Consider the following 12000-nt stretch of genomic DNA (forward strand, 5'->3'; position numbering starts at 1 on the left):
CGCGGGAAGTAGCTCAGCTTGGTAGAGTACTTGGTTTGGGACCAAGGTGTCGCAGGTTCGAATCCTGTCTTCCCGATCGATTAAGGGGATACTTAAGGGTATCTTTTTTATTTGATAAATTGAATATAGTGCAACAAAAAAACTCATAGCGTTTCATTGGTGTAAACTGTAAGTAACCATACAAACAGAAGCCGAGGAAAAACTATGAACTACTCCCATCTTACCATAATGGACCGAATAAAGATAGAAACCTACTTGGAATTAGGTTTAAAACCTTGCCAAATTGCAAGTAAACTTGGCGTCCATAAGTCTTCCATTTCAAGAGAGTTAAGACGATGCCAAAATGGTTACTCCGCCGTCTTAGCACAGGAACAGTACGACCACAGGGCTAAGCAAAAAGGTCGGAAGTCTTGTTTAACACCAAAGTTGAAAAAGGAAATTGAGAACGGTTTAAAATCCTCCTGGTCGACTGAACAGATTTATGGGCGCTATCAGCTTGAACAAAATCCAATGGTAGCTTTTAAAACCATCTATAACTGGCTCTATGCTGGTTTGATTGATCTGGATTTAAGAGTCCTTCGTCGTAAAGGAAGAACTCGACACCCAAAGAAACACGTGGAAGATTTAGGATTGGCACGTCGATTGCCAAACGTCCTAAAGAGATCCGGAATCGTAAAACTTTTGGCCACTGGGAGCTTGATGCTGTAGTGTCTTCCAGAGGCAAAAGCAAGGGATGTTTAGCGACTTTTCTAGAGCGAAAAACGCGTTTTTACTTAGCTTTCAAGATACCAGATAGAACAGCCAAAGCCATGTTTTCAGCCATCGAACAACTTTGTAAGCTATTTCCAAAAGAGACTCTTAAAACCTTTACTTCAGACAGGGGAAAAGAGTTCGCCTGCCATCCTCTGGTAGAGAATTTAGGAATTTCCTTTTTCTTTGCGGACGCCTATTCATCTTGGCAGAGAGAAAGCAATGAAAACGCAAATGGCTTACTAAGAGAATATTTCCCAAAGAAAACAGATTTAGCTGCTATATCTGATGAGGCTTTGAACAAGGCCTTATATGATATCAATCACAGACCGCGAAAATGTTTAGCTTATTCTTGCAATTTATCATTTAGTAAGGAGATTCTGAGAATCTTCTTTTTCTGTTTATGGAACAAAGTTGTCTAAACTAGCAGGGTTTAAGGAATGGTAGTGGCTATATATTTTCTTTAATTATGGTAAAATAGTAAGAGAATAATGTGAGGAAATTGGATGTCAAGTAAGTTTGAAATTTTAATGAATCAAATAGGAGTCTCTGATCAATTGAGACAGGATCCTGCTCTTGTTAATGCAAGTATTGAGCGTGTTGTGGTTCATAAGATTAGTAAGATTTGGGAATTTCATTTTGTATTTTCTAATATTTTACCGATTGAAATCTTTTTAGAGTTAAAGAAAGGGCTTCGTGAAGAATTTTCTAAGACAGGGAATCAAGCTGTTTTCGAAATCAAAGCTCTCTCTCAAGAATTTTCAAATGAACTCTTGCAGGCCTACTATAAGGAGGCTTTTTCTGAAGGTCCATGTGCTAGCCAAGGGTTTAAGTCTCTTTATCAGAATTTACAAGTTCGTGCAGAGGGAAATCGGCTCTTTATTGAAGGTTCAGAGGTGATTGATAAGGAACACTTTAAGAAAAATCATCTTCCTAATTTAATAAAGCAACTTGAAAAATTTGGTTTTCCAGCTTTTGTCTGCCAAATCGAAAAGAATGATGCTCTTACACAGGAGCAGGAGGAAGCCTTCCATACGGAGAATGAACAAATCGTTCAGGCTGCTAATGAAGAAGCTTTGCGTGCTATGGAACAACTGGAACAGATGACTCCTCCTCCAGTAGAAGAGAAGTCGGCCTTTGATTTCCAGGCTAAAAAGGCTGCGGCAAAACCAAAATTGGATAAGGCTGAAGTTACCCAGATGATTGATGTGACGACTGAGGAAAATCGTTTGGTCTTTGAAGGGGTCGTTTTTGATGTGGAGCATAAGGTGACCAGAACTGGTCGCGTTTTGATTAACTTTAAAATGACGGACTACACTTCAAGTTTTTCAATGCAAAAATGGGTTAAGAATGAAGAAGAGGCTCAGAAGTTTGACATCATTAAGAAAAATTCTTGGCTTCGTGTTCGTGGGAATGTAGAGATGAATAACTTTACACGCGATTTGACAATGAACGTGCAGGATGTGCAGGAAGTTGTTCACTATGAGCGGAAGGATTTGATGGCAGAAGGTGAGCGTCGGGTTGAGTTTCATGCTCATACTAACATGTCAACCATGGATGCTCTGCCAGAAGTAGAGAAAATTGTTGCGACAGCTGCAAAGTGGGGACACAAGGCGGTTGCCATCACGGACCATGGGAATGTTCAGTCCTTCCCACATGGCTACAAGGCAGCTAAGAAAGCTGGAATTCAGCTGATCTATGGAATGGAAGCCAATATTGTTGAAGACCGTGTTCCTATCGTTTACAACGAAGTGGAGATGGACTTGTCAGAAGCAACCTATGTGGTCTTTGACGTGGAAACGACAGGTCTCTCAGCCATCTATAATGACCTGATTCAGGTTGCGGCTTCTAAGATGTACAAGGGAAATGTTATTGCCGAATTTGATGAATTTATCAATCCTGGATATCCCTTGTCAGCCTTTACTACCGAGTTGACTGGTATTACAGATGACCATGTCAAAAATGCCAAACCACTAGAACAAGTTTTGCAAGAATTCCAGGAATTCTGCAAGGATACGGTTCTAGTTGCCCACAATGCTACCTTTGACGTTGGCTTTATGAATGCCAACTATGAGCGTCATGGTTTGCCTAAGATTAGCCAGCCAGTTATTGATACGCTCGAGTTTGCTAGAAATCTCTATCCTGAGTATAAACGTCATGGTTTGGGGCCGTTGACCAAGCGTTTTGGTGTGGCACTGGATCACCACCACATGGCCAACTACGATGCGGAAGCTACTGGTCGTTTGCTCTTTATCTTTATCAAGGATGTAGCAGAAAAACATGGTGTGACTGATCTGGCTAGACTAAATATTGATTTGATTAGTCCAGACTCTTATAAAAAAGCTCGGATCAAGCATGCGACCATCTATGTCAAGAATCAAGTAGGTCTAAAAAACATCTTTAAGCTGGTTTCTTTGTCCAATACCAAGTACTTTGAAGGGGTGCCACGAATTCCGAGAACAGTTCTAGATGCTCATCGGGAAGGTTTGATTTTAGGGTCAGCTTGCTCTGAGGGTGAAGTTTTTGACGCAGTCGTTTCCCAAGGTGTGGATGCGGCGGTTGAGGTGGCCAAGTATTATGACTTTATCGAGGTTATGCCACCAGCTATCTATGCACCATTGATTGCTAAAGAGCAGGTTAAGGATATGGAGGAACTCCAAACTATTATCAAGAGTTTGATAGAGGTCGGGGACCGTCTTGGAAAGCCCGTTTTGGCTACGGGTAATGTGCATTATATCGAACCAGAAGAAGAGATTTACCGTGAAATTATCGTCCGTAGTTTGGGACAGGGGGCTATGATTAACCGAACCATTGGTCACGGTGAGCATGCCCAACCAGCTCCTCTGCCAAAGGCTCATTTTCGAACAACCAATGAGATGTTGGATGAATTTGCCTTCTTGGGAGAGGAACTAGCTCGTAAACTGGTTATTGAAAACACCAATGCCTTGGCAGAAACCTTTGAGCCTGTTGAGGTGGTTAAGAGTGACTTGTACACGCCTTTCATTGACAAGGCGGAAGAAACGGTCGCTGAGTTGACTTATAAGAAGGCCTTTGAGATTTATGGAAATCCGCTGCCAGATATTGTTGATTTGCGGATTGAAAAAGAATTAACATCCATACTGGGGAATGGATTTGCCGTGATTTATCTGGCTTCTCAGATGCTGGTGCAACGTTCCAATGAACGGGGTTACTTGGTTGGTTCTCGTGGGTCTGTTGGCTCCAGTTTTGTTGCGACCATGATTGGGATTACGGAGGTTAATCCTCTCTCTCCTCATTATGTTTGTAGTCAGTGTCAGTATAGTGAATTTATCACAGATGGTTCTTATGGTTCAGGGTTTGATATGCCCGATAAGGATTGTCCAAACTGTGGTCACAAACTCAGCAAAAATGGGCAGGATATTCCTTTCGAGACCTTCCTTGGTTTTGATGGAGACAAGGTTCCCGATATTGACTTGAACTTCTCAGGAGAAGACCAGCCTAGCGCCCACTTGGATGTGCGTGATATCTTTGGTGAGGAGTATGCTTTCCGTGCAGGAACGGTTGGTACGGTGGCTGCCAAGACTGCCTATGGCTTTGTAAAGGGCTACGAGAGAGATTATGGCAAGTTCTATCGTAATGCAGAGGTGGAACGCCTCGCTCAAGGTGCAGCTGGTGTCAAGCGGACTACAGGACAACACCCGGGGGGAATTGTTGTTATTCCTAACTACATGGATGTCTACGACTTTACGCCCGTTCAGTATCCAGCAGATGACGTGACGGCTGAATGGCAGACGACTCACTTTAACTTCCACGATATCGATGAGAATGTCCTCAAACTTGATGTACTGGGGCATGATGATCCGACCATGATTCGGAAATTGCAGGACTTGTCTGGTATTGACCCTAATGAAATTCCCATGGATGATGAAAGTGTTATGGCTCTCTTTTCTGGAACGGAAGTTTTAGGAGTGACGCCTGAGCAAATTGGAACTCCGACGGGTATGTTGGGAATTCCAGAGTTTGGAACTAACTTTGTACGTGGAATGGTAGATGAGACACATCCGACGACTTTTGCGGAGTTACTTCAGCTGTCTGGTCTGTCCCACGGTACCGATGTGTGGTTGGGAAATGCCCAGGATCTGATCAAGCAAGGAATTGCGGACCTATCAACTGTTATCGGTTGTAGGGACGATATCATGGTTTACCTCATGCATGCAGGTCTCGAACCTAAGATGGCCTTTACTATCATGGAACGGGTGCGTAAAGGCATGTGGTTAAAGATTTCCGAAGAGGAGCGAAATGGCTACATCGAGGCTATGAAGGCCAATAAGGTGCCAGAGTGGTATATCGAGTCCTGTGGGAAAATCAAATATATGTTCCCTAAAGCTCACGCGGCAGCCTACGTTATGATGGCCTTGCGTGTGGCCTACTTCAAGGTTCACCATCCCATTTATTACTACTGTGCTTATTTCTCAATCCGTGCCAAGGCTTTTGACATCAAGACCATGGGTGCGGGTTTGGATGCCATTAAGCGCAGAATGGAGGAAATCGCTGAAAAACGGAAGAACAATGAAGCCTCTAATGTGGAAATTGATCTCTATACAACTCTTGAGATTGTCAATGAAATGTGGGAACGTGGTTTCAAGTTTGGCAAACTCGATCTCTACCGTAGTCAGGCGACAGAGTTCCTCATCGATGGGGATACCCTCATTCCGCCATTTGTAGCAATGGATGGTCTGGGAGAGAACGTTGCTAAGCAGTTGGTGCATGCGCGCCAAGAGGGTGAGTTCCTCTCTAAGACAGAATTACGCAAACGCGGTGGACTCTCATCGACCTTGGTTGAAAAGATGGATGAAATGGGGATTCTCGGCAATATGCCAGAGGACAACCAGTTGAGTTTGTTTGATGATTTATTTTAAGAATTAGAACGGAGAACATCTTTATGAAACTTAGAATCTTTGCGGAAGACAAACCAGCTGAAAAGGTTTTTGACTATCAGCTAGAGCTGGCAGATGAAACAATTATCCTATCGACAGTGCTTCTGTCGGGTGCCATTGCTTTAGCAGGATTGTTTTCTGCTTTAAAAGAAAAATAGAAAAGGAAGAGTAAAATGGTTTTACCAAATTTTAAAGAAAATCTAGAAAAATATGCGAAATTATTGGTTGCGAACGGAATTAACGTGCAGCCTGGTCACACTTTGGCTCTCTCTATCGATGTGGAGCAACGTGAATTGGCGCATCTGATTGTGAAAGAAGCCTATGCACTTGGTGCGCATGAGGTTATCGTTCAGTGGACTGATGATGTCATCAACCGTGAGAAATTCCTCCACGCGCCGATGGAGCGTCTGGACAATGTACCAGAATACAAGATTGCTGAGATGAACTATCTCTTGGAAAACAAGGCTAGCCGCCTTGGTGTCCGTTCTTCTGATCCAGGTGCCTTGAACGGAGTGGACGCTGACAAGCTTTCAGCTTCTGCCAAAGCTATGGGACTTGCCATGAAGCCAATGCGTATCGCAACTCAATCCAACAAGGTTAGCTGGACAGTGGCGGCCGCTGCTGGACTTGAGTGGGCTAAGAAAGTCTTTCCAAATGCTGCGAGCGATGAAGAAGCAGTTGATCTCCTTTGGGACCAAATCTTCAAAACTTGCCGTGTCTACGAAGCAAATCCTGTTAAGGCTTGGGAAGAACATGCAGCCATCCTTAAGAGCAAGGCGGAAATGCTCAATAAAGAGCAATTCTCAGCCCTTCACTACACAGCGCCAGGGACAGATTTGACACTTGGTTTGCCGAAAAACCACGTTTGGGAATCGGCTGGTGCTATCAATGCACAGGGAGAAGGGTTCTTGCCAAATATGCCGACAGAGGAAGTCTTCACAGCGCCTGACTTCCGTCGTGCAGATGGCTATGTCACTTCTACAAAACCACTTAGCTATAACGGAAATATCATTGAGGGAATTAAAGTAACCTTTAAGAATGGAGAAATAGTAGATATCACTGCTGAGAAGGGTGATCAGGTCATGAAAGACCTTGTCTTTGAAAATGCGGGTGCGCGTGCCTTGGGTGAATGTGCCTTGGTGCCAGATCCAAGCCCAATTTCTCAGTCAGGTATTACCTTCTTCAACACCCTTTTCGATGAAAATGCCTCAAACTACTTGGCTATCGGTGCAGCATATGCAACTAGTGTTGTTGGTGGTGCAGAGATGAGCGAAGAAGAGCTTGAAGCTGCAGGACTTAACCGTTCAGATGTTCATGTGGACTTTATGATTGGGTCTAGTCAAATGGATATCGATGGTATCCGTGAGGATGGAACACGTGTACCGCTCTTCCGTAATGGAGACTGGGCAAATTAAGGAGAAGCTATGATTGGAAGCATGTTTGTCGGCCTTTTAATCGGACTATTAGCTGGAGCTATTACCAATCGTGGAGAACGTATGGGATGCTTTGGGAAGATGTTCCTCGGCTGGATTGGTGCCTTTTTAGGACAATTACTCTTTGGCTCTTGGGGGCCAAGCCTAAATGGTACAGCCATTATCCCAGCAGTTCTCGGTGCCATGATTGTGTTAGCTATCTTCTGGGAAAGAGGAAGTTAGCTTCCCGACTCTGAAAAGGAAAGGAGGTTGGCTATTGAGCCAGCCTCCTTTTGAGTATGATATAATAGTTCTATGAGATTAGATAAATTTTTAGTTGCCTGTGCTGTGGGAAGTCGGACAGAAGTCAAAAACTTGCTCAAGTCTGGGCGCGTGACGGTAAATGGTAAAAAAGAAAAATCAGCAAAGCTGCAAATAAATGAAGAAAAAGACGAAATTCGCTTTGATGGTCAAGTGCTAGAGTACGAGGAGTTTGTCTACTACATGATGAACAAGCCCCAAGGAGTTATTTCAGCGACAGAGGATTCCAAGCACAGAACGGTTCTAGATTTGTTGGATGATGTGGCTCGAAGCAAGGGAGTTTTCCCAGTAGGGCGCTTGGATATCGATACACATGGTCTCCTACTCTTGACCAATAATGGTCAGCTGGCCCATGCTCTTCTTTCACCTAAGCGTCATGTGGATAAGACCTATCTGGCGCAAGTCAAGGGCATCATGAGCCAAGAAGACGTGGAGACATTTGCTAAGGGGATTCCGCTCAAAGACTTTACCTGTCAGCCTGCTAGACTGGAGATTATTTCCATAGATACAGAAAAGAATCAAAGCAAAATCCGTGTGACCATAGCAGAAGGGAAGTTTCATCAAGTCAAACGAATGGTGGCCTACTGTGGCAAGGAAGTGGTGGATCTACAACGTTTGACTATGGGAACTTTAGCCTTGGGCGAGAATTTAGAACGAGGAGAATGGCGTCGCCTGACCAAGGAGGAGTTAGAGGTTCTCCTTGCGAGTATTGTTTAATTTGATTTATTTTAGAAAAGGCGAGGAGAATGTCCTTGCCTTTTTATGTTTTCAGTTGCTTCCTTTGTGAAAAGAGTTATAATAGACATTAGAATAAAAGGAGGAATCTATGAACGCGATTCAAGAATCATTTACTGATAAACTATTTGCTAACTATGAAGCAAATGTCAAATACCAAGCGATTGAAAATGCTGCCAGCCACAACGGAATTTTTGCAGCTCTAGAACGTCGCCAAAGTCATGTAGACAATACACCTGTTTTCTCATTGGATTTGACCAAGGACAAGGTTACTAACCAGAAAGCGTCTGGTCGTTGTTGGATGTTTGCAGCTCTCAACACCTTCCGTCACAAACTCATCTCTCAATACAAATTGGAAAACTTTGAATTGTCACAAGCCCACACCTTCTTCTGGGACAAGTATGAAAAATCTAACTGGTTCTTGGAGCAAGTCATTGCGACTGCAGACCAAGAATTGACGAGCCGCAAGGTTAGCTTCCTACTCCAAACCCCTCAACAAGACGGTGGACAGTGGGATATGGTCGTTGCCCTCTTTGAAAAATATGGTGTCGTGCCTAAGTCTGTTTATCCAGAGTCTGTTTCATCTAGCAGCAGCCGTGAGCTCAATGCAATTCTCAACAAATTGCTTCGTCAAGATGCCCAAATCTTGCGTGACTTGCTTGCTTCTGGTGCGGACCAAGCGACTGTTCAAGCTAAGAAAGAAGACCTCTTGCAAGAAATCTTTAACTTCCTTGCCATGTCACTAGGACTTCCACCACGTAAATTTGACTTTGCTTATCGCGATAAGGATAACAATTACCAAAGCGAAAAGGGTATCACACCACAAGAATTTTACAAGAAATATATCGACCTTCCTCTAGAAGATTATGTTTCTGTTATCAATGCTCCGACTGCTGACAAACCATACGGCAAATCTTACACAGTTGAGATGTTGGGAAATGTCGTTGGCAGCCGTGCAGTTCGCTACATCAACGTTCCAATGGAACGCTTGAAAGAATTGGCGATTGCCCAAATGCAAACAGGAGAAACTGTTTGGTTTGGTTCAGATGTCGGCCAACTTAGCAACCGCAAAGCTGGAATCCTTGCGACAGATGTTTATGACTTTGAATCAAGCATGGATATTCAACTCACTCAAGACAAAGCTGGACGTTTGGACTACAGCGAAAGTTTGATGACTCACGCCATGGTCTTGACAGGTGTGGATTTGGATGAAAATGGCAAGTCAACCAAGTGGAAGGTTGAAAACTCATGGGGAGACAAGGTCGGTACAGATGGTTACTTCGTTGCCTCAGATGCTTGGATGGATGAATACACTTACCAAATCGTTGTCCGTAAGGAATTGCTGACAGCAGAAGAACGGGCTGCTTATGAAGCAGAACCAATCGTACTTGCACCATGGGATCCAATGGGTGCCTTGGCAGAATAAATCATAAAGAAAAGAGGTTAGGGAAATTCTAGCTTCTTTTTTTAGTACTTCTTAAAGTGGGGATAGATGATGTTTGCTAAGGGAGTTCTTCTTATCTTGAGTCTTTAAGTGACAGAGGGAAAGATATGTGTTATTATAGTAGTACAAAAGGATATCGGAGTAGAAATGAAGTATTTAAGCAGCCAAGACATCAAGGATCGTCAACGAAATATCAGCGATATTAAACCTTATAAAACAACCAAGGAAATCGTCGTTTCAAATATTTTTACCTTCTTTAATGCTATGAACTTGGCTCTGGCAGTTCTGGTAGCAACAACCTTGCGATTTGAAAATATGCTCTTTTTAGGTGTGATTGCTATTAATACAGCCATTGGTATTTTCCAGGAAGTGCGTTCAAAAAATGCTTTGGAAAAGCTAAGTTTGCTTGGTAAGAGTAAGTATAGAGTCAATCGAGATGGTCAAACGATTGAGATTGATTCTGAAGAAATCGTTCTGGGCGAGTATCTGCATCTCAATCTGGGTGATCAGGTGCCTGTCGATGCAGAAGTGCTTGAAGGGAATATTGAAGTTGATGAGTCCCTGCTGACGGGTGAAAGTGATTCGGTCTTTAAAACAGTTGGTGACAAGCTGATGAGCGGAAGCAATGTCGTTAGCGGATCCTGCCTGGTCACTGCGACGGAGGTCGGTCCCGATAGTTATATCAACAAACTGGCAAAATCCAGCAAGGAATTCAAAAAATATCCTTCTCAACTACGCGATTACATGGATAAGATTTTAAAAATCGTTTCCATCTTGCTGGTGCCAGTTGCCATTCTGCTCTATGTAAGAGGTTTTAGTCTAGGACGGTCTTATGTTGAGATTGTCTTGGGAAGTTCAGGCGCCTTGGTCGGCATGATTCCAGAGGGTTTGATTCTCTTAGTCAGCGTTTCTCTAGCAGTAGCGGCCATGAAGCTGGCTAAAAAGAAGGTTCTGGTGCAGGAGCTATACTGTGTGGAGACCTTGGCGCGAGTAGATGTTCTTTGTTTTGATAAGACAGGTACCATAACGACTGGTAATATGAAGGTCCAAGAAATGGATGCTAATGTAGCAGAGAAACTATCTTCTTATCTGGCTTATTTCGAGGATGAAAATGCAACTTCCCGAGCTCTGAAGACTTACTTAACCTGTGAGAAAAAGTGGGAAGTTCAAGAAGTCGGTGCCTTTTCAAGCAAAAACAAGTATTCCTTTGTTCAAGTAAAAGATGCGGGGACCTATTTCTTCGGTGCTTATGAATTTCTAGGCTTTCCCCAGCCGATGGATACCTACTATGAACATATGAAGCAGCAAGGTTTTCGAATCTTGTCACTCGCTCATAGCAAGGACCAGATTACGAGTCCAGCTAATATGGAACTAATAGGCCACGTAGTTCTATCAGATGAGATCAAGGATAATACCAAGGAAACCTTTGATTATTTCGAATCTCAAGGTGTTGAAGTGAAGATTATCAGTGGGGATAATCATGTGGCTGTATACGGGGTGGCTCGTAAGGCAGGTTTTAAGGAAGAAGCGCGGTCGATTGATATGACCAAGGTGAGCGATGATGACTTTGAAAGAGTGGTCTTGGAACACGATATCTTTGGTCGCGTGACACCTGAACAGAAGCAAAAGATGGTATCTATTTTGCAAAATGCTGGTAAGACAGTTGCCATGAGCGGTGATGGGGTCAATGATGTTCTGGCTCTCAAGAAAGCAGATATCAGTTTCGCCATGAAGGGAGCAACGAGTGCAGCCAAAAGTGTATCCAATATTGTTTTTCTCACAGATGACTTTGCAGTATTCTATGATATCTTGATGGAAGGTCGCCGGGTCATCAACAACATCCAAAAGGTAGCATCTCTCTTTCTAACAAAGACCTTCTTCTCTATCGTGTTTGCCATTTTGAGTGTGATATTTGGTTTGGAATTTGCCTTTATCCCTATTCAGTTTACAATCATTTCAGCCATTACGATTGGGATTCCATCCTTCTTCCTAACTTTTGAGTCCAATAAAGAAAAGGTTAGCACACATTTTATGCGAGATATTTTGACCAATGCTGCGATTGGTGGTGGCATTCTGGTTGCTAGTATTCTCCTGACTAACTTCTTTATCACTGTCCCAGGTCAGGTTAAATTTATTTGCTTCATCCTTGCTTTGATCAATGGTCTGTGTCTAGTTGCCAAGGTCAGCATTCCCTTTAATCGATATAAACTAGTCTTGCTCACGTTTTTGAGCCTTGCAGCCCTTGTTGGATTGCTTACCAATACCTTTATCCTGCGAGGAGCTTTTGTGCCTCTAGAAACCACTCAAGTACTCTTCTATGTAGCCATCCTAGCAGTGGTGATTGGGAGCCTGCATTATCTGACTAGAAGAAAAAGTTGATACACAAAAAGAATCAGGATTTGATCCTGATTCTTTTTTATCT

The 12000-nt window shown here is 43.2% G+C and carries 7 protein-coding genes, 1 tRNA gene and 1 pseudogene; all 9 read left to right on the top strand.

The annotated features are described in order from the left end of the window. Nucleotides 1-2: 2 nt before the first annotated feature. Nucleotides 3-76, top strand: a tRNA-Pro gene (locus M1F56_RS03925). 128 nt (nucleotides 77-204) lie between these two features. Further along, nucleotides 205-1172: pseudogene (locus M1F56_RS03930) on the top strand (IS30 family transposase). Nucleotides 1173-1256: 84 nt separating this feature from the next. Next, complete coding sequence (locus tag M1F56_RS03935; RefSeq protein ID WP_247916927.1) at nucleotides 1257-5648, top strand: PolC-type DNA polymerase III; 4392 nt, start codon at nucleotides 1257-1259, stop codon at nucleotides 5646-5648. 23 nt (nucleotides 5649-5671) lie between these two features. After that, on the top strand, nucleotides 5672-5824 hold the full coding sequence (locus M1F56_RS03940; protein WP_000776620.1) for a hypothetical protein: 153 nt from the start codon (nucleotides 5672-5674) through the stop codon (nucleotides 5822-5824). 15 nt (nucleotides 5825-5839) lie between these two features. Further along, the gene (locus M1F56_RS03945; RefSeq protein ID WP_247916928.1) at nucleotides 5840-7081 is read left to right on the top strand and encodes an aminopeptidase; all 1242 of its coding nucleotides are present in this window, start codon (nucleotides 5840-5842) and stop codon (nucleotides 7079-7081) included. A gap of 9 nt (nucleotides 7082-7090) precedes the next feature. Then, nucleotides 7091-7321 carry a GlsB/YeaQ/YmgE family stress response membrane protein gene (locus tag M1F56_RS03950; RefSeq protein ID WP_000580441.1) on the top strand — a complete coding sequence of 77 codons (231 nt, stop codon included), beginning with the start codon at nucleotides 7091-7093 and terminating at the stop codon, nucleotides 7319-7321. Nucleotides 7322-7393: 72 nt separating this feature from the next. After that, entirely contained in the window at nucleotides 7394-8116 is a 723-nt protein-coding gene (locus tag M1F56_RS03955; RefSeq protein ID WP_247916929.1) for a pseudouridine synthase, read from the top strand. Between the two features lie 109 nt (nucleotides 8117-8225). After that, nucleotides 8226-9560 (top strand): C1 family peptidase, encoded by a 1335-nt coding sequence (gene pepC / locus M1F56_RS03960; protein ID WP_247916930.1) that lies wholly within the window; start codon nucleotides 8226-8228, stop codon nucleotides 9558-9560. A gap of 165 nt (nucleotides 9561-9725) precedes the next feature. Further along, nucleotides 9726-11957: an HAD-IC family P-type ATPase gene (locus M1F56_RS03965; RefSeq protein ID WP_247916931.1), complete on the top strand. Its 2232-nt coding sequence runs from the start codon at nucleotides 9726-9728 to the stop codon at nucleotides 11955-11957. Nucleotides 11958-12000 lie beyond the last annotated feature (43 nt).

The sequence above is a fragment of the Streptococcus oralis genome (genome assembly GCF_023109005.1).
GTDB lineage: Bacteria > Bacillota > Bacilli > Lactobacillales > Streptococcaceae > Streptococcus > Streptococcus oralis_BU.

Coding starts and splice junctions, on each gene's coding strand:
- M1F56_RS03945 (WP_247916928.1), top strand. CDS start 5,840: ATGGTTTTACCAAATTTTAAAGAAAATCTAGAAAAATATGCGAAATTA.
- pepC (WP_247916930.1), top strand. CDS start 8,226: ATGAACGCGATTCAAGAATCATTTACTGATAAACTATTTGCTAACTAT.
- M1F56_RS03935 (WP_247916927.1), top strand. CDS start 1,257: ATGTCAAGTAAGTTTGAAATTTTAATGAATCAAATAGGAGTCTCTGAT.
- M1F56_RS03955 (WP_247916929.1), top strand. CDS start 7,394: ATGAGATTAGATAAATTTTTAGTTGCCTGTGCTGTGGGAAGTCGGACA.
- M1F56_RS03950 (WP_000580441.1), top strand. CDS start 7,091: ATGATTGGAAGCATGTTTGTCGGCCTTTTAATCGGACTATTAGCTGGA.
- M1F56_RS03965 (WP_247916931.1), top strand. CDS start 9,726: ATGAAGTATTTAAGCAGCCAAGACATCAAGGATCGTCAACGAAATATC.
- M1F56_RS03940 (WP_000776620.1), top strand. CDS start 5,672: ATGAAACTTAGAATCTTTGCGGAAGACAAACCAGCTGAAAAGGTTTTT.